General features: G+C 75.7%; 5 protein-coding genes (1 of these 5 only partly in view). All 5 read left to right on the top strand.

All coding sequences use genetic code 11. From position 1 onward, the window contains the following. Tightly spaced (each overlapping or abutting the next), the 5 genes in view from ABZ573_RS24800 to ABZ573_RS24780 form a layout consistent with a single transcriptional unit that may run on beyond the window. Window positions 1–10,082, top strand: the 3' portion of a protein-coding gene (locus tag ABZ573_RS24800) for an amino acid adenylation domain-containing protein (protein ID WP_358121335.1). It extends 3,418 nt beyond the left edge of the window; the window shows 10,082 of its 13,500 coding nt (coding positions 3,419–13,500); its start codon lies off the left edge, out of view; the stop codon is at window positions 10,080–10,082. Continuing rightward, window positions 10,079–14,137, top strand: coding sequence for an amino acid adenylation domain-containing protein (locus ABZ573_RS24795; protein WP_358121333.1), 4,059 nt, complete (start codon window positions 10,079–10,081; stop codon window positions 14,135–14,137). Before ABZ573_RS24800 ends, ABZ573_RS24795 begins: the two co-directional genes overlap by 4 nt. Beyond that, on the top strand, window positions 14,137–23,658 hold the full coding sequence (locus ABZ573_RS24790) for an amino acid adenylation domain-containing protein (protein ID WP_358121331.1): 9,522 nt from the start codon (window positions 14,137–14,139) through the stop codon (window positions 23,656–23,658). The genes ABZ573_RS24795 and ABZ573_RS24790 overlap by 1 nt, the downstream gene beginning before the upstream one ends. Beyond that, complete coding sequence (locus ABZ573_RS24785) at window positions 23,655–24,710, top strand: GSCFA domain-containing protein (protein ID WP_151455463.1); 1,056 nt, start codon at window positions 23,655–23,657, stop codon at window positions 24,708–24,710. Before ABZ573_RS24790 ends, ABZ573_RS24785 begins: the two co-directional genes overlap by 4 nt. Continuing rightward, window positions 24,673–25,368 (top strand): hypothetical protein, encoded by a 696-nt coding sequence (locus tag ABZ573_RS24780; protein ID WP_192581454.1) that lies wholly within the window; start codon window positions 24,673–24,675, stop codon window positions 25,366–25,368. Before ABZ573_RS24785 ends, ABZ573_RS24780 begins: the two co-directional genes overlap by 38 nt.

The following is a 25,368-nucleotide window of genomic DNA, read 5'->3' as shown; positions in this document are numbered from 1 at the left end:
TGGTCGCCCGGCACGACGTGCTGCGCACCGGGGTGGTCTGGCACGGGATCAACGAGCCGGTGCAGGTGGTGTGGCGCCGGGCGCCCCTGCCGGTGGAGGAGGTCACGCTCGATCCCGCGGGCGACGACCCGCTCCGACAGCTCCGCGAGCACGTCGACCGGCGGTACGCCCGCCTCCCCCTCGACCAGGCCCCCCTGCTGCGGCTGCTGGTCGCGCGGGACCCGCGCGACGGCGGGTGGCTGGCCGTGGAGCTGATCCACCACATCGTCGACGACAACACCTCGCTGAAGCAGCTGCGGGCCGAGGTCCGCGCGTACCTGGCCGGCGAGGGCGACCGGCTGCCGCCGCCGCTGCCGTTCCGCGACTTCGTGGCGCGGATCCGGCGCGGCGTCGACCGGGCCGAGCAGGAGACCTTCTTCCGCCGGATGCTCTCCGACGTGGACAGCCCGACCGTGCCCTTCGGCCTGCGCGACATCCACGGCGACGGGCACACCATGCGCGACGCCCGGGTGTGGCTCGGGCCGGAGCTGACGCGGCGGCTGCGGCAGCGGGCCCAGGACCTCCAGGTCGGGGTGACCAGCCTGTTCCACGTCGCCTGGGGGCAGGTGCTGGCCCGGGCCGCCGGCCGCCGGGACGTCGTCTTCGGCACCGTGCTCTCCGGGCGGATGGACGCCGGCGCGGGCAGCGACCGCGTCCTCGGGCCCTTCCTCAACACGCTCCCCCTGCGGGTCGCCGTCGACGCCACCGGCGCCACGGAGTGCGTGCTGCGCACCCACGAGGCGCTGACCGGGCTGATCCGGCACGAGCACGCGTCGCTGGCGCTGGCCCAGTCGTGCAGCGGCGTCGCGCCGCCGGCGCCACTCTTCACCGCCCTGCTGAACTACCGGCGCGCCGAGGTGCTGGCCGAGTCGGACGCCCCCGCGCCGGAACCCGACGCGGACGACCTGACCTACCTGGCCGCCCAGGAGCGCGGCAACTACCCGCTCGCGCTGGACGTCGACGACCTGCGCGACGACGTCGCGCTGACCGTCGCCGCCGCGGCCGGGGTGGCGCCCGACCGGGTCTGCGCGATGGTCGAACGGGCCCTGGAGACGCTGGCCGACGCGCTGGAGCGGGCGCCGGACGCGCCGGTGGGCGGGCTCGACGTGCTGCCCCCCGCCGAGCGCCGCCGGCTCGTCGAGGAGGGCAACGACGCCACGGTGGCGTACCCGCCGGGCCGCCTGGTGCACCACCTCGTCGAGGACCGGGCGGCCCGCGACCCGGAGGCGGTGGCCCTCGTCCTCGGCGACGAGCGCCTCACCTACGGCGAGTTGAACGCGCGGGCCAACCGGTTGGCCCACCATCTGCGCGCCCGGGGCGTCGGTCCCGACCGGCTGGTGGCGATCTGCGTCGAGCGGTCGCTGGACACCGTGGTGGGCCTGCTGGCGGTCCTCAAGGCGGGTGGCGCCTACCTCCCGCTCGACCCGGCCTACCCGGCCGACCGGCTCGCCGCCATGCTGCGCGACAGCGCCCCGGTGGCGGCGCTGACCCACGGCCCGGCCCGCGAGCGGCTGCACGCCGCGCTGGCCGGGCTCGACACCCCGGTGGTCGACCTGGACCTCGACGCGGCGGCCTGGGCGGAGCTGCCGGTGACCGACCCGGCCGTCGACGGGTTGGGCGCGCACCATCTGGCGTACGTCATCTACACGTCCGGCACCTCCGGCACCGCCAACGGGGTGCTGGTGGAGCACCGGCAGCTGGTGGCCGTGGCCGCCGCCTGGGAGCGCCTGTTCGACCTGCGTCCCGGCCTGGTGCACCTGCAGATGGCGAGCTTCTCCTTCGACGTCTTCACCGCCGACGTGGTGCGGGCGCTCGGCTTCGGCGGGCGGCTGGTGCTCTGCCCGCGTCCGCTGCTGCTGGACAGCGCGGGCCTGTACGCCCTGCTGCGCCGCCACGACGTGGACTTCGCCGACTTCGTGCCGGCGGTGCTCAACCCGTTGCTGGCGCACCTGGAGTCGACCGGCGGGAGCCTCGCCGGGTTGGAGACGGTGGTCTGCGGCTCGGACGCCTGGACCGCCGCGAACGCCGCCCAGCTCCGGGCCCTGTGCGGCCCCCGGGTGCGGATCGTCAACGCGTACGGCGTGACCGAGGCGGCCGTCGACAGCACCTGCCACCTGCTGCCGATCGACGGCCTCGCCGGGGCGACCTGCCTGCCGATCGGCCGGCCGCTGCCGAACGTGCGCGTCTACCTGCTGGACGCCGAGGGCGAGCCGGTCCCGGACGGGGTGGTCGGCGAGATCCACATCGGCGGCGCGGGCGTGGCACGCGGCTACCTGAACCGGCCCGAGCTGACCGCGCGGCGCTTCCGCGCCAACCCGTTCATGCCGGGCGAGCGGCTCTACCGCACCGGTGACCTGGGTCGCCGTCTGCCGGGCGGGGAACTGGAGTTCCTGGGCCGCGACGACTTCCAGGTGAAGGTCCGGGGCTTCCGCGTCGAGCTGGGCGAGATCGAGTCGCGGCTGGCGGCGACCGAGGGCGTCCGGGAGGCGGTCGTCGTGGCGCGCCCCGACGCCGGCGGCCACCAGCGGCTCGTCGCGTACGTGCTGGGCGCAGAGGCGCCGGACGCCGCGCGGCTGCGGGACCGGCTCGCCGCCCAACTGCCGGAGCACATGGTGCCGTCGGCGTACGTCCGGCTGGCCGCGTGGCCGCTGACGCCCAACGGCAAGCTCGACCGGGCGGCGCTGCCGGCACCGGACGGGGATGCCTTCGGCCAGCGCGGGCACGTCGAGCCGGTCGGCCTGCTGGAGACCATGGTCGCCGGCGTCTGGGCCGAGGTGCTGGGAGTCGAGCGGGTCGGCCGGCACGACGACTTCTTCGCCCTGGGCGGCCACTCGCTGCTCGCCATGCGGCTGGTCTCCAGGATCCGGCAGGTGCTGGGGCGGGAGGTCTCCCCGGCGGCGCTCTTCGCGGCGCCGGTCCTCGCCGCCTTCGTCGCCCGGCTGACGCCGGACGGCCGCGACGTGCTGCCCCCGATCCGCCCGGTCGACCGGGCCGGCGCGCTGGAGCCCTCCTTCGCGCAGCGGCGGTTGTGGTTCCTGGAACGCCTCGGCGGTCTCGGCCACGCCTACCACATGCCCCTCGCCCTGGAGTTGGCCGGCTGGCTCGACCACGACGCGCTACGGGCGGCCCTGGACGCCCTGGTCGCCCGGCACGAGGCCCTGCGCACCCGGCTCGTGCCCGCCGGCTCCGACGTCCACCAGGAGGTCGACCCGCCCGGCACCGGCTTCACCCTGCACACGCACGACCTCACCGGGGCGCCCGACGCCGCCGCCCGGCTGGCCCGGCTCCAGGACGAGGAGTTCACGGCCCCGTTCGACCTGACCGCCGGCCCCCTGATCCGGGGCCGCCTGGTCACCCTCGCCCCGGACCGGCACGTCCTGCTCGTCACCATGCACCACGTCGTCTCCGACGGCTGGTCCATCGGCGTCCTGACCCGTGAGCTGGGGGCGCTCTACACCGCGCACCACCACGGCCAACCCGACCCCCTGCCGCCCCTGCCCGTGCAGTACGCCGACTACGCCGCCTGGCAACGCCAATGGCTCACCGACGGCACCCTGCAACGCCAGGAAACCCACTGGCGCCAGACCCTCGCCGACGCACCCACCCTGCTGCACCTACCCACCGACCGACCCCGCCCCACCGAACAGAACCACCACGGCGCCCACCTCCCCATCACCATCGACCCCCACCTCACCACCGCCCTCAAAACCCTCACCACCACCCACGGCACCACCCTCTACATGACCCTGCTCACCGCCTGGGCCATCGTCCTGTCCCGCCTCACCGGCCAACACGACCTCATCATCGGCACCCCCACCGCCAACCGACGCCGCGCCGAACTCGAAAACCTCATCGGCTTCTTCGTCAACACCCTCGCCCTACGCATCGACCTCACCAACCACCCCACCACCACCCAACTCCTCCACCGCATCCGCGACCTCACCCTCACCACCCTCGACCACCAGGACCTCCCCTTCGAACAAGTCGTCGAAGCCGTCAACCCCACCCGCAACCTCGCCCACACCCCCCTCTTCCAAGTCATGTTCGCCTGGCAGAACACCGACGACGGCGAGCTGACCCTCCCGGGCCTGCGGGTCACCGCACTGCCGCCGCCCCACAGCACGGCCAAGTTCGACCTCACCCTCGCCCTCACCGAGCACGACGGCCGCATCACCGGCAGCCTCGAATACGCCACCGCACTCTTCGACACCGCCACCGCCCAGCGGCACATCCGCTACCTGCGCCACGTCCTCACCCAACTCGTCGCCCACCCCGACCAGCCCATCGACCGGCTGACCCTGCTCGACGAGCGGGAACGGGAGCAGGCGCTGCGCCAGGCCGAGCCGTCCCCGGTGGACAAGGGCGTCGTCGCCCGCCTCGCGCAGCGGGTCGCCGCGGCTCCCGACGCGGTGGCGGTGACGTTCGAGGGCACCTCGCTCACCTACCGCGACCTCGACGCGCGCGCCAACCGGCTCGCCCACCACCTGCGCGCGCACGGCGTCGGCCCCGACGCCCTCGTCGCGGTCTGCCTGCGCAGGTCGCCGGAGCTGATCGTCGCCCTCCTGGCCGTCGCCCGGGCCGGTGGCGCGTACCTGCCGCTGGACCCGGCCCACCCCGCCGAACGCCTGCGGCACCTGCTGGCCGACGGCGCCCCGGTCGCCGTCCTCACCCACGCCGCGACCCGCGCCACCCTCGACGGCCTCACCGACGCGCCCCTCGTCGACCTCGACGCCGACGCACACCGCTGGGCCGAGCACCCCACCACCGACCCCGACCCCGGCACCCGGCCCGACCACCTCGCCTACGTCATCCACACCTCCGGCTCCACCGGCCGGCCCAAGGGCGTGGCGCAGACCTGGCGGTGCCTGGACAACCTGATCGACTGGCAGCTCCGCTACGCCGCGCCGGGCAGTCCCGCGCCGCAGCGGGTGCTCCAGTTCGCCTCGATCGGCTTCGACGTCTCCGCGCAGGAGATCTGGAGCACCCTCTGCCAGGGCGGCACGCTGGTGCTGATCGGCGAGGAGGACGGCCGGGACCTGGGCCGGCTGCGCCACGTCCTGGCCGAACAGGGCGTACGGCGGGCGTTCCTGCCGGCGGCCGTGCTGCACCAGCTGGCCGGTCTCACCGGGGCCGTTCCCCCGCTCGAACCCGGCTGCGAGATCGTCACCGCCGGCGAGGCGCTGCGGGTCAACGACGACGTCCGGGCCCTGGTGGCCGGGCTGGGCGGCCGGTACCTCTACAACCAGTACGGCCCGACCGAGACCCACGTGGTCAGCCAGTTCGCGCTGGCCACCGAGGCGGCGGCCGACTGGCCAGCGCTGCCGCCGATCGGCCGGCCGATCGCCAACGCGCGGCTCTACGTGCTCGACGAGCGGTGCGAGCCGGTGCCGGCGGGCGTGCTCGGCGAGCTCTACATCGGCGGGTCCGGCCTGGCGCGCGGCTACCTCAACCGGCCGGCGGCGACCGCGGAACGGTTCCTGCCGGATCCGTTCGCCGGGCCGGGCGAGCGGATGTACCGCAGCGGCGACCTGGTCCGCCGCCGGGCCGACGGGACCATCGAGTTCGTCGGGCGCGCCGACGACCAGGTCAAGGTGCGCGGCTTCCGGGTCGAGCCGGGCGAGGTGGAGGCCGCCCTGCGGCGCGTTCCGGGCGTCCGCGAGGCGGCCGTGCTGCTGCGCGAGGACACCCCCGGCGACCCGCACCTGGTCGGCTACCTGGTGGGCGACGTCCCCGTCGAGGCGGCCCGCGAGCAGTTGCGGCGCCGGCTGCCCGAGCACCTGGTGCCGACCCGCTGGGTGGTGCTGGAGCGGCTGCCGCTGACGGCCAACGGCAAGCTGGACCGGCGGGCCCTGCGCGCGCCGGAGCAGGCCGACGTCGCCACCGCCTACGTCGCGCCGCGCGACGACCGGGAGGCCCGGATGGCCGCCATCTGGGCCGAGGTGCTGCGCCGCGACCGGGTCGGCGCGCACGACGACTTCTTCGCGCTGGGCGGCCACTCGCTGCTGGCGACCCGGCTCGTGCACGCGATCAACGAGCGGATGTCGGCGCGGCTGTCGCTGCGTACCCTCTTCCGGAAGCCGGTCCTGGCCGACCTGGCGGCCGAGCTGGCGGGGCCCGGCTCCCCCGCCGTCGACGCCCTCCCGTCGCTCGTCGCAGATCCCGCCGGCCGGCACGAGCCGTTCCCGCTCACCGACATCCAGGAGGCCTACTGGGTGGGCCGCGGGTCCACCATCGAACTCGGCGGCGTCGGCGCGCACGGCTACAGCGAGCTGCGGCTGCGCGACTTCGACGAGGAGCGCTTCACCCGGGCGCTGCACCGGCTGGTCGACCGCCACGACATGCTCCGCGCGGTCTTCCACGACGGCGTCCAGCGGGTCCTGCCGAGCGTGCCGCGCTACGCGATGGCCCGGCAGGACCTGCGCGGGCTCGACCCGCAGACCGCCGACCGCCGGCTGGGCGAGACCCGGGAGCGGATGTCCCACCAGGTGTTCGACGCCGGCCGCTGGCCGCTGTTCGAGTTCGCGGTGACGCTGCTCGACGGCGAGGCGCGGCTGCACGTCAGCCTCGACGCGCTGATCCTCGACGCGGCCAGCGGGCAGATCCTGGAACACGAGCTGGCGCTGCTCTACGCCGACCCGGACGTCGACCTGCCGCCGCTCGCGGTGACCTTCCGCGACTACGTCCTGGCCGAACGGGCCCTGCGGCGCACGCCGCGCTACGAGCGGGCCCTCGACTACTGGCGGGAGCGGGTCGGCACGCTGGCCCCCGCGCCGCAGCTCCCGCTGGAACGGCAGCCGGAGAGCGTCGAACGGCCGCGCTTCACCCGCTACGACGAGGTGCTGCCGGCGGAGCGTTGGAGCCGGCTGAAGGCGCTCGCCGGCCGGCACCAGGTGACCCCGTCGGTGCTGCTGGTGACCGCGTTCGCGCAGGTGCTGGCCCGGTGGAGCCGCCAGTCGCGGTTCACGCTGAGCCTGCCGCTGTTCAACCGGCTGCCGCTGCATCCCGGCATCAACGCGGTGATCGGCGACTTCACGTCGCTGGTGCTGCTGGAGGTCGACGTGGCGGCCGGGGTCGACTTCGTGACCCGGGCCCGGGCGGTGCAGGAGCAGCTCTGGCAGGACATCGACCACTCGGCGGTCAGCGGCGTACGGGTCAACCGCGAACTCGCCCGCGCCCGGGGCACCCGCCACGCGGCCCTGCCGGTCGTCTTCAACAGCACGCTCACCGAGGCGGCGCCCGACGTCGGCGACAGCGGCCTCGCGGCGGCGCTCGGCGGTGAGGTGCTGCACGGCATCACCCAGACCCCGCAGGTGTGGATCGACCACACGGTCCTGGAGGCCGGCGGGCGGCTGCACGTCAACTGGGACAGCATCGACGAGCTCTTCCCCGCCGGCCTGGTCGCCGAGATGTTCGCGGCGTACCGGGAGCTGCTCGGGCGGCTGGCCGAGCCGGACGCCTGGCACGGCACGCTGGACGGGCCGCTCGCCCCGCCGGTGGCGGTGGCCCCGCCGACCGGTCGTGGGCTCCTGCACGAGCTGGTCGACCGGCAGGCGCTGGCGACCCCCGCCGCGCCCGCCGTGCTCGCCCCGGACCGGCGGCTGGACCACGCCACCGTACGCGTCGAGGCGCGGCGGCTGGCCGGGCGGCTCCAGGACCACGGCGTCGGGCCCGGCCAGCTCGTCGCGGTGCTGCTCGACCGGGGCTGGAAGCAGGTCGTCGCCACCCTCGCGGTCCTGCACGCCGGGGGCGCGTACCTGCCGCTCGACCCCGACTGGCCGGCCGAGCGGGTGGCCCGGGTGCTCCAGCGGGCCGGGGCGGGGCTGGTCCTGACCGGGTCGGACCGGGTGGCCCTGCCCGAGGGCGTCGCGCGCCTGGTGGTGGACGCGGACGCCGTCGGTGCGGGCGGGCCGGCGCTGCGGCCGGTCGACCTGGCGGAGACCGACGTCGCGTACGTGATCTACACGTCCGGATCCACCGGCACGCCGAAGGGCGTGACGATCGACCATCGCGGTGCGGTGAACACGCTCCTCGACGTCAACACCCGCTTCGCGGTCGGGCCGGCCGACCGGGTCCTGGCCGTCAGCGCGCTCAGCTTCGACCTCTCCGTCTTCGACATCTTCGGCACCCTCGCGGCCGGCGCGGCGGTCGTGACGCTCGACCCGGAACTGGCCCGCGATCCGGCCCACTGGCGGGAGGTGGCCCACGCCCACCGGGTCAGCGTCTGGAACTCGGTGCCGGCGCTGGCCGGCATGCTGCTCGACGACGCCGACGCCGGCCACCCGCTGCCGGCGTCGCTGCGGCTGGCCATGCTCTCCGGGGACTGGATCCCGCTCACCCTCCCCGACCGGCTGCGCGAGGCGCTGCCCGGGATCCGGGTCGAGAGCCTCGGTGGCGCCACCGAGGCGTCGATCTGGTCCATCCACCACCCGGTCGACGAGGTCGATCCGGCCTGGCGCAGCATCCCCTACGGCCGGGCGCTGGCCCACCAGGGGGTCCACGTGCTGGACGAGGCCCTGCGCCCCCGGCCCACCTGGGCCACCGGCGACCTCTGGATCAGCGGCGCCGGGCTGGCGCGGGGCTACTGGCGCGACGAGGCGGCGACGGCGGCCAGCTTCGTCGTCCACCCGGTCAGCGGCGAGCGGCTCTACCGCACCGGCGACCTGGGCCGGCTGCGCCCGGACGGCACGATCGAGTTCCTCGGTCGCGAGGACGGCCAGGTCAAGGTGCACGGCTACCGCATCGAGCTGGGTGAGATCGAGGCGGCGTTGGAGGGCCACCCGGGCGTACGCGCCGCCGCGCTGCGGCTACTCGGTCAGGCGCAGGGCGAGAAGCGGCTGGCCGCGTACGTGGTGCCGGACGGTCCCGCGCCCGAGCCGGCCGCCCTCGTGGCGTACCTGGAGGAGCGGCTGCCGGCGTACATGGTGCCGTCGTCGTTCACCGTCCTCGACGCGCTGCCGCTGTCGGCCAACGGCAAGGTGGACCGGGGCCAGCTCCCCGACCCGAAGCCGTCGCCGGAGACCGTCGCCGAGGCGCCGGTGCTCACCGACCCGGCCGAGAACCGGCTGGTGGAGATCGTCACCGAGATCCTCGACCTGCCCGTCGTCGCTCCCGACGCCAACCTGCTGATGCTCGGCGCCACGTCGATCGACGTCGTCCGGATCGCGAACGCCCTCTCCGGCGAGTTGGGCTTCCGGCCGAAGCTGGCCCGGCTGATGCGCCAGCCGACCCTCGCCGACCTGCTGCGGATGTTCCGCGAACACACCGCCGAGCGGGCCGTCGTCGCGGCCGCGCAGCGGGCCGCCACGGTGGTCGAGGACCCGGCCGCGCGCGCCGCGTTCACCTCGGACGGGCGGGGCCGTCGCGGTTTCGCGCCCGACACCCCGGCGGTCGCGCTGACCGCGCCGGCCGACCCGGCGTACGACCGGCGTTACACCGGCTACCGCACGGTGCGCCGCTTCGCCGCGGATCCGCTGCCGGCGGGGGCGCTCGGCGGGTTGCTGGCCACCCTCGCCCAGCGGGAGGTCGACGGTCGGGCCAAGTTCCAGTACGGCTCGGCCGGCGGCACCTACGCCGTGCAGACGTACGTCCTGGTCAAGGCGGGACGCGTCGACGGGGTGCCGGGCGGGGCGTACTACCACGACCCGGCGGCGCACCGGCTGCTGGCGCTCGGCCGCGACCGCGACCGCGAGTTGAGCCCGGACGCCTTCGACTACTTCGTCAACCGGCCGGTCTTCGAGGCCGCCGCGTTCGCGCTGTTCCTGGTGGCGCAGCGCGCGGCCATCGAGCCCCTCTACCAGGAGCAGAGTGCGACCTTCACCGCGATCGAGGCGGGCGCCATGGCCCAGCTGCTGACGATGGCCGCCCCCGAGCACGGTCTCGGCCTGTGCGGCGTCGGCGCCCTGGACACGGCGGAGCTACCCGCCCTGTTCGACCTGGACCCCTCGCACCGGCTGGTCTACGCGCTGCTCGGCGGCGGCCGTCCCGGGGCGGAGCCGGCCGGGCCCGACGCCTCCACCACCGACACGATCACGGTCGAGCTGTGAACGCCTACGAGCTGCTCGACACGCTCAACCGGCACGCGGTCGGGTTGCGGGTCGACGGCGACCGGCTGCGCCTCACGGGCTCCCGCGAGGTCCTCACGCCCGACCTGCTGGCCGACCTCAAGCTGCACAAGGAGGAGCTGGTCGCGATCCTGACCGGCGCCGACGCGGACACGATCCCCCGCCGGCCGCGACCGGACGCGCCGGTGCCGGTCGCGTTCGCCCAACGGCAGCTCTGGTTCCTCGACCAGCTCTCCCCCGGCAACCCGTTCTACAACAACCCGGTCGCGTTCGACGTCGTGGGCGCCCTGGACGTGCCGGCGCTGGCCCGCGCCCTGACCGAGGTGGTGCGCCGGCACGAGGCGCTGCGTACCGTCTTCGCACTCATCGACGAGGAGCCCTGCCAGGTGGTGCGGCCGGCCGGGCCGGTCGCCCTGCCGGTCAAGGACCTCACCGCGCTCCCCCGCCCGGAGCGCTCCCGCCGGGCCGACGAGGCCGCCGAGGCTGAGGCGCGGGCGCCGTTCGACCTGGCCGCCGGCCCGCTGCTCCGCACCGCCCTGCTGCGGCTGGCCCCCGACGAGCACCGCTGGCTGCTCACCGTGCACCACATGGTGGCCGACGGCTGGTCCGTCGGCATCCTGATCGGCGAGGTCACCGCCCTCTACGCCGCGTACGCGCGGGGCGAGGCTCCCGCGCTGGCCGAGCTGCCCGTGCAGTACCCGGACTACACGCTGTGGCAGCGCCGGCACCTCGGCGGCGGCGAGTTGGAGCGCCAGCTCGGCTACTGGACGCGGACGCTGGCCGGTGCGCCCGCGCTGCTGGCCCTGCCGACCGACCGGCCCCGCCCGGCGGTGCAGCGCTACCGGGGCGAGACCCACGGCACGACTGTGGACGCCGCGGTGCTGCGGGGCCTGCGGGAGGTGGGCCGGGCCGGCGACGCGACGCTCTTCATGACGCTCATGGCCACCCTGTCGGTGCTGATGTGGCGCTACAGCGGGCAGGACGACGTCTGCGTCGGCACCCCGTTCGCCAACCGCAACCACCGTGACGTGGAGGGCCTGATCGGCCACTTCGTGAACACGGTGGTGATCCGCAACCGGCTGGACCCGGAGCAGTCCTTCGCGGCACTGCTGGCCGACGTCCGCCGGCACCTGCTCGACGCGTACGCCCATCCCGACCTGCCGTTCGAGCAGCTCGTGGACGCGCTCAACCCGGAGCGGCACACCAGCTACTCGCCGCTGTTCCAGGTGATGCTGGTGCTGCAGAACATCCCGCGCGGCCGGCTGGAGCTGCCCGGCCTGGTGCTGCGGCCCCTGTCGAGCAGCACCGGCGCGGCGAAGTTCGACCTGTCGGTCGAGGTGCTGGAGCACGCCGACGAGCTGCACGTCATCTTCGAGTACAACACCGACCTCTTCGACGCCGCGACGATCGCCCGGCTGGCCGGGCACTTCGTTCGCCTGCTCGCCCAGGTGGCGGCCGATCCGTCGGCCCCGGTCGGCGCGCTGCGGCTGCTCGGTGCGGACGAGCGGCACCGCCTGCTGGTCGAGTGGAACCGCACCGCGCGACCGTTCACCGACCCGGCGGACGTGGTGCGGCGGATCGCGGCGCAGGCGCGGCGGCACCCCGGCTCACTCGCCGTGGCCGACGACGACGAGCGGCTGGACTACGCCACGCTGGAGCGGCGGGCCAACCGCCTGGCGCACGCGCTGATCGCCCGGGGCGTACGCCGCGACCAGGTGGTGGGCCTGCACGCGCGGCGCTCGGCCGGGCTGATCGTGGCCATCCTGGGCGTACTCAAGGCCGGGGCCGCCTACCTGCCGCTGGACCCGGCCCTGCCGCCGGAGCGGCTCGCCGGCATGCTCGCTGACGCGGCGCCGGCCCTGGTCCTCGGCGAGGACGACCTGGCCGCCGTCGAGGCCGAGGGGCGCCACGACGGTCCGCCCGGCGTCGTCGTGCACCCCGCCAACCTGGCGTACGTGATCTACACGTCGGGCTCGACGGGCCGCCCCAAGGGCGTCGCGGTCGCCCACGGCGGCGTCGTGAACCTGCTCGACCACTGGGTGTCGCGGCTCGGCGCCGCCGAGGGGGAGGCGGCGGCGCTCTGGTCGAGCGTCGGCTTCGACGTCTCGGTGCAGGAGATATTCCTGCCGCTGACCACGGGCGGGGCCCTGCACCTCGTACCGGAGAAGTTGCGCGGCGACCCGGCGGCGCTGATGGGCTGGCTGCGCGAGCACCACGTCGTGCAGGCCTACCTGCCGCCGGCCTTCGTCCGGTGGATCGACGAGGATCCGGCGGCCCGCCTGGCCGGGTCGGCGCTGCGCCAACTGCTGGTCGGGGTCGAACCGCTGCCGGAGCAGGGCCTGCACCGGATGCAGGAGGCCCTGCCCGGGCTGCGGGTCCTCAACGGGTACGGGCCGACGGAGACCACCGTCTACAGCACCGCCTACCTCGACCCGCAGCCGTCCGCCCGGCAGTGCCCGATCGGCCGGCCGATCGCCAACACCCGCGTCCACCTGCTCGACGAGCTGATGGAGCCGGTGCCCGTCGGGGTCACCGGCGAGATCCACATCGGTGGCGCCGGTGTCGCCCGCGGCTACCTGGGCCGGCCGGGGGCGACCGCCGAGCGGTTCGTTCCCGACCCGTTCGTGCCCGGGGAACGGCTCTACCGCACCGGCGACCTGGCCCGGCTGCTGCCCGACGGGAACATCGAGTACCTCGGCCGCCGCGACGGCCAGGTCAAGATCCGGGGCTTCCGCATCGAGCTGGGCGAGATCGAGGCCGCGCTGCGGGACCGGCCGGACGTACGCGAGGCGGCGGTGCTGGTCGACTCGGACGCCGCCGGCGAGCCGAGGCTGGTCGCCGGGGTCGCCCGGGGCGGGGCGGCGCCGTTGCTGGTCAGCGAGTGGCGCGAGGCGCTGTCGCGACGGTTGCCCGGCTACATGATCCCGTCGCTCTTCGTGGAGCTGCCGCGGCTGCCGCTGACCGCCAACGGCAAGCTCGACCGCGACGAGGTGCTGCGGCTGGCCCGTACCAACGCGCCCTGGCAGGTCAACCTGGCCAGCCCGCGCGACCAGATCGAGCTGACCCTCTACCAGATCTGGAAGCGCCTGCTGCTGCACCCGGAGATCGGCATCGGCGACCGGTTCTTCGACGTGGGCGGCACCTCGATCTCGGCGATCAAGCTGGCCCACGCGATCGGCGAGGCGTTCGGCGAACCGCTGCCGGTGCACGAGATCATGCTGCACCCGACGATCGAGGCGCTCGGCGGCCGGCTGCGGCGGGGCGCGTCGGGCCGGCCGCCGAGCAACCTGATCGAGTTCCGGGCGGGCGACGGCGGCGGCCGGGTCATCTGCGTGCACCCGGCCGGCGGCACCGCGTTCTGCTACCTGTCGCTGGCCAAGGCGCTGCCGGAGTCCCTCGGCGTGTACGGGATCCAGTCCCCGGGGGTGAACCCGGGCGAGGAGTTCCTGCCCACGGTGGAGGCGATGGCCGAGGCGTACCTGGGGCAGGTCGCGCACCTGCTGGACGGGCCGGTGGTGCTGACCGGGCTCTCCTACGGCGGGCTGGTCGCGTACGAGATGGGACGCCGGCTGGCCCTCGCCGGGCATCCCGGGCTGAGCGTGGTCCTGCTGGACACCCTGGGCACCGACGACCCGGCCCACCGGGGCGCGATCGAGCCGGTGGACATGGCCGAGTTCCGCGACAAGCTCATCAAGTTCAACGGGATGTATCCGGGCATCGACGACGAGCAGATCGACCAGTACCACCGCGTCTACAACCACAACCGGTCCACCATGCGCGACTATCCGACCCCCGCGTCGCCGGCCCGGCTGGTGCTGTTGCAGGCCACCGCCGGGCGCGACGAGGCCTTCCTGCACGAGGTACGCGCCTTCTGGCGGCGACGCGGCGACGCCGACTTCCTGCTGGAGCGGGTGCACTGCGACCACTGGGACATCCTGGAGAGCGCGGTGGTGCTGCGGGTCGCCGCGCTGCTGCGCGGCGAGGTGGACCGGCTCTCCGACGCCCGTCCGACGACGCCGGCCGTACGGGAGGCGTGATGGTCCAGGGTCCCGGTCTCGCCCACGCCGTGCTCGCCCAGGCCAGTCGTACCCCCGACGCGGTCGCGGTGGCCGACGGCGACCGGCGCCTCAGCTACGCCGACCTGGACGCCGCCAGCGCCGCCGTCGCCCGGTCCCTGCGCCGGGCCGGGACCCGCCCGGGTCAGGCGGTCGCGGTGCACCTGCCGCGCGGCTGGCGGCTGGTCTGCGTCATGCTCGGCATCCTGCGGCTCGGCGCGACCGTGGTGCCGCTGGACCGGCAGAGCCCGCCCGCCCGGCGGGACCACATGCTGCGCGACTCGGGCGCCGTGGCGGTGGTCCACGGCCCGGACGCGCCCGGCGACCTGCCCGCCGGGGTGCGGCCGCTGCCGGCGGAGGCCCTGCTCGCGGTGGACGCCCCGCCGGCCGGGGACGCGGAGCTGGCGCCGGAGGCCGCGCCGGTCGCGTTCGTCTTCTACACCTCGGGCACCACGGGCCGTCCCAAGGGCGTGGAGGTGCGCGACGCGGGCGTCCTGCGGCTGGCCCGCCCCGGCTACGTCGCGCTGACCCCGGCGGCCCGCTACGCGAGCCTCGCCAACCCGGCGTTCGACGCGATCAGCTTCGAGGTCTGGGTGCCGCTGCTGACCGGCGGCTGCTGCGTCGTGCTCGACGACGAGACGGTGTCGACGCCGCACCTGCTCGACGCCGCGCTGCGCCGGGAGCGGATCGACACGCTCTTCATCACCGTGGCGCTGTTCAACGCGGTGGTCGACGAACGGCCGCACTGCTTCGCCGACGTCGGCCAGGTGCTCGTCGGCGGCGAGCAGCTCAACGCCCGGCTGATCCGCCGCTGGTACCGCGACAACCCCGCCAGCCGCACCCGGCTGCACAACGTCTACGGGCCCACCGAGGCGACCACGTTCGCCCTGTGCCATCCGATCCCCCGCGACTTCGACGCCGAGGTGGTCCCGATCGGCCGGGTGCTGCCGGGCACCGACGCGCACCTGGTGGTCGACGGCGAGCGTGTCGCCGCGCCGGGCGAGGTCGCCGAGCTGTACCTGGGCGGCGCGGCGCTGGCGGCCGGCTACCGCAACCTGCCCGAGGAGACCACCGCGCGCTTCGTCCGGCTGCCCTGGCTGGACGGCTCCGCCGGCCGCCACTACCGCACCGGCGACCTGGTGCGCGCCGACGCCGCCGGCCGCGTCGAGTACGTCGGCCGGGTCGACCGGCAGGTCAAGGTCCGGGGCTTCCGGGTCGAGCCCGGCGAGGTGGAGCGGCAGGTCCTCGCCCACCCGGGGGTCCGGCAGGCGTACGTCTGCACCCGGCGCGACCCGGTGCACGGCACGAACGAGCTGCTGGCGTACCTGGTGACGGCTGGCGACCTGTCGTACGCGGAGTTCGACCGGCACCTGACCGCGACCCTGCCGCCGTACCTGCGCCCGCACCGGGTCCACCGGGTCGGGGCGCTGCCGCTGACGGCGAACGGCAAGGTGGACGCCGACGCGCTGCTGCGGCGCGACGACCCGCCCTGGCGCGCTGGCCGCGACGACCCGCCTGGGTGTGGTGGGCGCGACGACCCGCCTAGGCGTGGTGGGCGCGACGACCCGCACCCACACGACGGGCGCGAGGAACGCCACGACCCGCACCCACACGACGGGCGCGACGGCGAGCCCGCCGAGGTGGCCGGCACGGCGTGGCAGCGGGCGGTGCTCGGGCTGGCCGGCGAGGTGCTGGGCGTGCCCGACCTGCGACCGGACGACCGGTGGATCGCCAGCGGCGGGGATTCGCTGAAGGCGCTGCGGCTGCGCTTCGAGATCCAGCGGCGCTGGGGCGCCGAGGTGCCGCAGGCGGTGGTGCTGGGCGGCGACCTCGCCGAGCTGGCCACGGCGGTCGCGACGGCCCGCACCGCGACCGGCTCGCCGTACCCGGTGCCGGCTCCCCCGTCCGGCGCCCGGTCCGCGCCGGCCACCTCGGAGCAGCAGCGGCTCTGGCTGTTGCAGCAACGGTCCCCGGCGTCCACCGCCTACCACGTGGGGCTCGCCTTCGAGCTGCGCGGCCGGGTCGACGTCGACGCGCTGCGGCACGCGCTGCGCCGGGTGGTGGCACGTCATCCGGCGCTACGGACCGCCTTCCGGGCCACGCCGGAGGGGCTGCGCCAGGAGGTCGGCGACCCCTACGACCCGTGGCGCGAGCCAACTCCCACTCCCGCGTCCGCTTCCGACGCTGACGGAGCCGGGGCCGGGGCCAGGGCTGACGACTGGGCTGGGGCCGGCGACAGGGCCGGCGACGGCGACTGGGCTGGGGCCGGTGACGGGGCTGGCGGCGGGGTTGGCGACGGCGACTGGGCCGGGTGGCGCGAGCGCGCCCGCGCCCTCTTCGCCGCCTCCTTCGACCTCGGACAGCCGCGCATGCTGCGGGCGTACTGGCTGGCCCGCGACGGCGGCGGGGTGCTCCTGCTGCACCTGCACCACATCGCGGTCGACGGCTGGTCGCTCGACGTCCTGTTCCGCGGGCTGTCGGCCGCGTACGCGGCGGCGCTGGCCGGCACGACCGAGGACGAGGACGAGCCCGCCCCGACCCCGCTGGACTACGCCCGGTGGCAGGCCGAGTGGTTCACCCGGCCGGCCTACCGGGCACAACGCCACGCCCTGCGCGGCCACTACGCCGACGTGACGGAGGTCGCCGCGCCGCTGCGGCCGATCCGGGAGCACGGCGGCACCGGGGACCACCTGCTCCACACCACGATCGGCCCGGAACGCCGCGCCGCCCTCGACCGGCTCGGCGCCGAGCTGGGACTGACCCGCTTCCCGCTGCTGCTGACGCTCTTCGGCTGGGCCGTGCACGGGGTGACCGGCCGCACCCATCCGCGCGTCGCCAGCCCGGTGGCGAACCGGCCCGTACGCGACTTCGAGGCGAGCCTCGGCATGTTCGCCAACACGGTGCTGCTGCCCCTGGCGCTGGCACCCGCCGAGGAGCTGCGCGCGCAGCTGCGCCGACAGGCCGACGCCGTACGCGCGGTGCTCGACGCGCAGGACGTGGCACTCGCGCACGCCGTCGCCGACCACGACTTCGGCGCCGACGCGCCGCTGTTCGACTTCCTCTTCGTCCTCGACAACACGGACTTCTCCGCGCTGGCGCTGCCCGGCTGCGCGTCCCGGCCGGTCTGGCTGGCCCCGACCGAGGCCAAGTGCCCGCTCACCCTCTCGGTCGTCGCGCACGAGTCCGGCTTCGACTGCCTCTGGGAGTACGCCGACGAGCACTTCGACGCCGCCGACGTGGCCGCGGCGGCCGAGTTGTTCCGGCGCGGCCTCGACGCGTTGACCGGCACCGACCCGAGCACGCTGGCCGAGCTGGTGCGGCCCTACCGCCGCAGCCTGCCCGAGCCCGGCCGGGGTTCGCGTACCCCGTCGGTCTTGCCCACCGTGGCCGAGGCCTTCGCCCGGCGGGTGCGGGCGGAGCCGACCGCCACCGCGCTGGTGGCCGGCGCCCGTCGCCTCAGCTACGCCGACCTCGACGCGTACGCCTCGGCGCTCGCCGCCGAACTGCTGCGGGACCATCCGGTCTCCACCGACGACCGGCATTGCGTCGCCCTGTTCTTCGAGCCGTCGGTGGAACACGTGGTGGCGCTGCTCGCGGCGGCCCGGCTCAACCTGACCGTCGTGCCGCTCGACCGGGCCTACCCGCCTGCGCTGCTGCGCCAGGTCCTGGGCCAGGTCGACCCGCTCTGCGTGCTGCTGGCGCCCGGCGACGAGCCCGCCCTCGACGTGATCGACGAGGGCGCTCACCCCCGGCACCCGGTGGTGCTGTCCCGGTCGGCCACGCCCGTCGCGCCGTCGTACGTCGGCCGCCCGCTCTACACGCTCTTCACCTCGGGCTCGACCGGCACGCCCAAGGGTGTGCAGGTCGGCGACGCCCTGCTGGTCAACCTCCTGCACTGGCAGGGCGAGGCCGGCGGCCTGGCGGGCGCGGCGGCGACCCTGCAGTTCTCCATGCTCTCCTTCGACGTCTCCTTCCAGGAGATCTTCGGCACGCTCTGCGGTGGCGGCACCCTGCACCTGCCCCGGCCCGGGTGGCGGCAGGACATGCCGGCGCTGCTGGCGCACCTCGACGCCGCCGGCATCGAGCGGATCTTCCTGCCGTACGTCGCCCTGCAACTCCTCGCCGAGCACGGGGTCCGCCTCGGCCGGTACCCGTCCCGGCTGCGGGAGGTCGTCACCGCCGGCGAGCAGCTGATCTGCACCGACAGCATCCGCCGCTGGTTCGCCGGCCTGCCCGGTGCGCGCCTGTTCAACCATTACGGCCCGACCGAGACCCACGTGGTCAGCAGCCTCTGCCTCGACGGCGACCCGGCCACCTGGCCGACCCGCCCCGCCATCGGCCGCCCGGTCGCCAACACGTGGCTGCGGGTGGTGGACTCCGCCGACGAGGTGGTGCCGCCGGACTGCCCCGGGCAGCTGCTGATCGGCGGGGAACTGGTGGCGCCCTGCTACCTGGACGATCCGGCGCTCGACCGGGCCCGCTTCGTCGAGCTGCCCGGTGACGGCTGGTTCTTCCGCAGCGGCGACCAGGCCCGGTTCGACCGCGACGGTCTGCTGCACTACCTGGGCCGCGACGACCAGCAGGTGAAGGTGAGCGGGCACCGGCTGGAGCTGGGCCAGGTGGAGGCGGCCCTGCTGGCGCACCCGGCGGTCGTCAACGCCGTGGTGGTCCGCGACGATCCGCACCTGGTCGCCTGTCTGGAGCTGCGGGCGGATCCACCGTCGCCGGAGGAGCTGACCGGTCACCTGGCGGGGCTCCTGCCCGGGTACGTGCGGGTAGACCGGTTCCGGCGGCTGCCGGAGCTGCCGCGTACCGCCAGCGGGAAGCTGGACCGCCGCCGCGCGTTGACGGCACCGGGCGAGGAGCTGCGGCCGGGCGCCGCCGCGCCGGCGCCGGTCATGTCGGTCCTGGAGTCCCGGCTGGCCAAGCTCTTCGAGGAGGTCGTCGGGACGCCGATCGCACCCGACCGGCGCTTCTTCGACCAGGGCGCGGGCAGCCTCGACCTGATGCGCTTCCACCTGCGCTGCGCCGCCGAGGGGCTGCCGCTGAGCATCTCCGACCTCTTCGAGCACGTCACCATCCGCCGCCTCGCCCGGTTCCTCACCGAGCAACGGGCCACGGAGGCGGCGGTGGGCGCGCGGGACGGGGCCGTCGCTGGCCCGGCGGACGAGCCGGTCGCCGTGGTCGGGATGGCCGTCCGGCTGCCCGGCGCGGCCGACCTGGCCGCCTTCTGGGCGATGGTGGAGGCCGGCGACCGGGGCATCGAGCACTTCGACGCCGCCGACGGCCTGGTCGGCGCCCGCAGCCAGCTGGCCGGGGTGCTCGGCTTCGACCCGGGGCACTTCGGCATCAGCCGCCAGGAGGCGCGGCTGATGGATCCGCAGCAGCGGCACCTGCTGATGAGCTGCGTCGAGGCGTTGGCGCACGCCGGCATCGCCGATCCCGCCGGGCAGCGGGTCGGCCTGCTCGCCAGCTGCGGCGAGAACACGTACTTCCAGACGATGCTGCGCGAAGCCGATCCGGCGCGGCTGCCGGACTCATTCCAGTTGGCGCTGCACCACGAGAAGGACTTCCTGGCCACGAAGGTCGCCTACCACCTGCGGCTGACCGGTCCGGCCTTCACCGTGCAGGCGGCCTGCGCCAGCTCGCTGGTGGCGGTCCACGTCGCGGCCGGGCTGCTGCGCCAGGGCGACAGCGACGTGATGCTGGTCGGCGGCGTGCTGGTGGACCCGCTGCTGACGGCCGGCTACCGCTACCAGCCGCAGCACATCTTCTCCCCCGACGGGCACTGCCGGCCGTTCAGCGACGACGCCGGCGGCACCGTCGGCGCCAGCGGGGTGGGCGTGGTCGTGCTCAAGCCCCTGCGGCTGGCCCGGCGCGACGGCGACACCGTCTACGCCGTGATCACCGGGTCGGCCGTCAACAACGACGGCGCGGAGAAGATCGGCTACGCCGCGCCGTCGGTCGCCGGCCAGCGTGAGGTGATCCGTACCGCGCTGCGCCGCAGCGGGCGTACCAGCGGCGACGTGGGCTACGTGGAGGCGCACGGCACCGGCACGGAGCTGGGCGATCCGGTGGAGGTGGCGGCGCTACGCCAGGCGTTCGACTTGGCCGAGTCCGGTCGCGTCGCGCTTGCCTCGGTGAAGAGCCAGATCGGTCATCTCGGCGCGGCGGCCGGGGTGGTCGGTCTGGTCCGCGCCGTGCTGGCCGTGCACCACGGGCTGATCCCGCCGAACGTCGACTTCCGTCGCCTCAATCCACGGCTGGGCCCCGACCCGGCCCCGTTCCACGTCCCCACGAAGGCCCGGCCCTGGCCCGTCGACCGGCCACGCGTGGCGGCGGTGAGCAGCTTCGGCATCGGCGGCACCAACGCCCACCTGGTCTGCGAGGCGGTCGCGCAGGTCGGCGCCGGCCCGGAGACTCCGCCGGTCCCCGGCGTACCGGTGGTGCTGCTCGCCAGCGGCAGCGCGGCCGGCCTGCGCGCCGACGCCGACCGCATCGCCGACTACCTGGCGGCCCGGCCCGAGGCCTACCACCGGGTGCTGCGCCACCTCCAGGCGGGCCGCACGCCGGGCCGGTGGCGGGCGGCGGCCGTGTGCGCCGACGCGGCCGCCGCCGTGGCCTGGCTGCGCACCGCGACCGCCGTCGAGGTCACCCCCGTCGAGGCGGCGCCCGTCGCGGTCACCGGCCCGGCCGGTACGCCGCCGGCGGCCGACCTCGTCGCCGCCTGGCTGGCCGGTCGGCCGGTCCGGTGGCCGGCCGGGCCGGCGCAGCCGCCCTGGGACTTCCCCCCGCCGGCGTTCGTTCTCGTCGACCACGAGTTCGCCCGCGCCGCCCCGCCGGCCGGGGCGACACCGCCGACCGGGACGGCACCGCCCACCGGGGCGGCGTCAGCCGGGGCGGCGTCGCCCGGGGTGGCGTCGCCCGGGGCGGCGTCGCCCGGGGTGCCGGCGGCTGCCGGGGCGGCGCCGGCCGATCAGCCGTGGCCGGCGCGGCTGTCCGAGGCCGAGTGGTTGCACCAGCCGCACTGGGTGCGCTGGCGGCACGCGGGGGCCGACCCCGGTGCCCGCCGCCCGGAGACGCTCGTGGTCATGGCCGCGGAACCACCGCCGCCGGCCGCGCTCCGCGCCTTCGCGGCGTCCCACGCCCGGGTGGTCGCCGTCACCGCCGCGGACGGCTTCGCCCGGCTCGGACCGGACAGCTACCAGGCCGACCCGGCCGATCCCGAGTCGCTGGGCCGGCTGCTCGACGCGCTGACCGGTGCCGACGCCGGCTCGCCGGCCGCGCCCGGGCACGGCGGTGTCGACTGGCTCCACGCGCTGCCGCTGGCCGTCGACGGGCCGGTCGGCGCGGACGCGCTCGCCCACTCGTACCGGGCCTGCGTCGACACCCCGGCGGCGCTGCTGGCAGCCGTCGCCGCGCTGCCCCGCCGGCCCCGGCTGCGGGCCTGGTGGCTGTCGCAGCAGGCGCAACCCGTGCACGACGACGTACGCCGGCCGGAGCTGGGCCTGCTCGCCGGGGTCTGCGAGGTCGCACCCCAGGAGGGCGACGTCGCGAGCCACTGGGTGGACCTGCCGGGCCCCGATCCGGCCGACTGGGCGCCGGCGCTCGCGGCGCTGCTGGCGGAGGAGACACCACCCCGCCGACTCGCGCTGCGCGGGAGTTACTGGTGGGAGCAGGCGCTGCTGCCGGTCCGCCCGCCGGCCGCGCCGGCCACGCATCCGCTGCCGGCGGTGCCCGCCACGCGCGCGCTGCCGGCCGGACCGGCCGTGTACGTGGTCCTCGGCGGCACCGGCGGCATCGGGCGGAGCATCGCCGCCTGGCTGCTGGAGCAGGGCGACTGCCGGGTGGTCCTGCTGGCGCGGCGCGGGCCGCTGCCGGCCGGGTTGGCGCGCTGGGCCGATCGCGTCGACCTCATCGAGGGCGACCTGGCCGAGGCCGGACCCGACGAACTGCTGGCCCGGCTCGACGCCCGGACCCGACGGGTCGACGGGGTGGTCCATGCCGCGGGGATCGCGGCCGGCGGGCTGATCGGCCGGCGGGACGCGGCCGCGATGCGGCGGGCCACGGCCGGCAGGACGCACGGCGCGCTGCTCGTGGAGCGGCTGGTCGCGCGCCACCGGCCGTCGTTCGTCGTCTACTGCTCGTCGATGTCGGCGCAGCTCGGCGGCGTCGGCCAGCTCGACTACGCCGCCACCAACGGGCTGCTGGACGGCTTCGCCCGGCACCGGGCGGACGGGGCCGACACCACGCTGCGGATCTCTATGGGCTGGGACGTCTGGAGCGAGGTGGGCCTGGCCCGGGACGCCCTGCCCACCGACGCCCGGCACCGGGCGCACCTGGCGGTCGGCCTCTCCGTGGACGAGGGGCGCCGGCTCTTCGCGCAGGCCCTGCGGCTGCGGCTGCCGCAGCTGCTCGTCTGCACCACCGCGCTGGACCGGGCGCGGGAGTTCTACGCGCCACTGGCCGGCCCGGCGGACGCGACACCCGCCGTACTGCCCCGGTCGGCCGCCGAGCAGGTCGGCGAGTGGCTCTGCGACTGGCTGGGCGTCGACGCGCTCGACCCGGCCGCGTCCCTCTACGACCTGGGGGCCGACTCGCTGCTGCTGCTGGACCTGATCGACCGGGTCAAGGAGCGCTTCGGCGTCAGCCTCGGCCTGTCCCAGCTGAGCCACCGGGTGAGCCTGGCCGAGGTGCTGAGGCTCCTCGGCGAGCCGGTCCGCGCCGCCGACCCCGCCGACCCCGCCGTGGCGGTGGAGGTCTGGCAGGCGGGCCGGGGGCGTGCGGTGCTCTGCCTGGTCCATCCGGTCGGCGGCGACGTCCAGGCGTACCGGCCGCTGGTGTCGGCGCTCGATCCGGAGCTCACGGTCTGCGTCATCGCCGATCCCGCGCTGGTGAGCCCCGGGCAGCCGGCCTGGTCGCTGGCGGAGCGGGCCGCGCGCTACCACGCCGCGCTGCGGGACCGCTTCCCCCGCGACGAGTGGCGCTGGCGGCTCGCCGGGTGGTCGTTCGGCGCCTGGGTGGCGCTCGGGATGGCGGCGGAGGCCGAGGCGGCCGGCCAGCCGGCGGACGAGCTGTACCTGCTCGACCCGCCGCCGCCGGACGCCGCGCCGGCCTTCGAGGCGTACGACGAGGAGCGGCTCGCCGCGCTCTTCGCCCACGAGCTGGGGGCGGCGACCGGCGCGAACACCGCGGCGACGGCGTACGCGGACGCGCTGGCGCGCTGCTGCCGGGCCAACCTGGCGAGCATGGCCCAGCACACCCTGCCCCGGCTGGCCGGGACGCCCGGGCGGCTCTGGCTCGCGGGCCGCCCGACGGCCGGGCTGCCGGCGCTCGGCGCGCCCCAGGAGCAGGCCCGCACGTGGCGGGGGCACCTGACCGGGCTCGCCTGGCACCTCGTCGACACCACCCACTACGGCATCGTCGAGGCGCCGCACGTGGACATGGTGGCCGGGGCCATCAACGAGGCGGAGTTGGCCAGCGACCCGAGGGCGGCGCGATGAATCCGTACCAGTCGTTGCCGTCGCGGTCGTTCTGGCGCACCGCCGTGGCCGAGCCGGAGATGCGGGACATCGGCGAGGTGTGGACGCCGAAGTTCGGCCTCGACCCGGACGATCCGGTCCTCACCGCCGGTTCCTGCTTCGCCCGCCACCTCGGTCCCGCCCTGCGCGACGAGGGGATGAACTGGCATGAGGTCGAGCTGCCCCCGCCGGGGCTGACCGAGGCCGAGCGCCGGGCCCGCCACTACGGCGCGTTCTCCTTCCGCACGGGCACCATCTACACCGCCGCCACCCTGCGGCAGTGGCTGACCTGGGCGCTGACGGACGACCCCGGGCCCGACGAGGTCTGGCGCGAGGGCGACCGGTTCTTCGACCCGTACCGCCCGTCGGTCGAACCCGACGGGTACGACTCGGCGGAGGCGACCCTGGCCGCCCGCCGGTCCACCCTGGCGGCGATGCGGGGGGCGGTCGCCGAGGCGGGCTGTCTCATCTTCACCCTCGGCCTGACCGAGGCCTGGCGCGACACGGTCACCGGCACCGTCCACCCGGTCTGCCCCGGCACCGTCCGGGGCACCTTCGACGCCGGGCGGCACGTCTTCCACAACTTCACCGTGGCCGAGGTGCACCGGGACCTCGCCGCCGTCGTCGCGCTGCTGCGCGCCGCCAACCCCCGGCTGACCGTCCTGCTGACCGTGTCGCCGGTGCCGCTCACCGCGACGGCGACCGGGGCGCACGCGTTGACCGCCACCACGTACTCCAAGTCGGTGCTGCGGGCCGCGGCGGGCCAGCTGGCCCAGGAGCACGAGCACGTCGACTACTTCCCCTCGTACGAGCTGATCACCAGTTTCCCGTTCCGGGGGGTCTTCTTCGCGCCGAACCTGCGCGCCGTGACGCCGACGGGGGTCGCCTTCGTCATGCGCCACTTCTTCGACGCCCTCGAACGCGACAGGTCGGCGGGTCCGACCGCCACGGCGTCCGACGCTCGCGCCGACGCCGCCGACGGAGGTGACCTCTACTGTGACGACGCCGTCCTCGACCACTACCGCGCCGGCTAGGTTCCTGTTGCTGGGCGACTCGCACGCCGGGCCGATCGCCCGCGCGGCCACGGCGGCCGGGGTGCCCTTCGTCGGCGGGCCGGTCGGCTCGGGGCGCGACTTCAACGTCGGCTTCTTCGACGTCCGCGACGACGGCCTGGTGTTCCGGGACGCCGCCGTGCAGGAACGCCACCGCGGCTTCCTGGCCGAGCTGGGCGTGGCCGACGTCGGGCAGCTCGCCGTCCCGCTGGTCTCGACGTTCGGGCTCAGCGCCCACTTCTTCGCCACCACCGAGAACTGGCGGATCTACCGGGCGGGCGACGGCGCCTTCCCGGCGGGCTTCCTCGCCGGCGGGCTCTTCGACGACATCGTGCGCGCCATGGCCCGCGACGCGCTGGCCTTCTACCGCCACGCCCTCGACCTGGGGCTGCGCGTCCTCGCGGTGCTGCCGCCACAGCGGGTGCCGGGAATGTCCGACCCGCTGGTGTTCATGGCGGCCCAGGAGACGGTCCGCCGCGCGCTCGTCGCGCTCGGCGTGGAGATCGTGGACCTGCGGGCCCGGGTCACCGACGGCGCGGGCCGGCAGCGGGCCGCGTTCTGCGAGCCGGACGACCCGATCCACGGCAACCTCGCCTTCGGCCGGCTGATCGTGGCCGACCTGCTGGCCCGGGGGCTGTGA

It is taken from the genome of Micromonospora sp. NPDC007220, assembly GCF_040634035.1.
Lineage (GTDB): Bacteria > Actinomycetota > Actinomycetes > Mycobacteriales > Micromonosporaceae > Micromonospora > Micromonospora reichwaldensis.
This window is presented reverse-complemented; position numbering and strand designations above follow the sequence as displayed.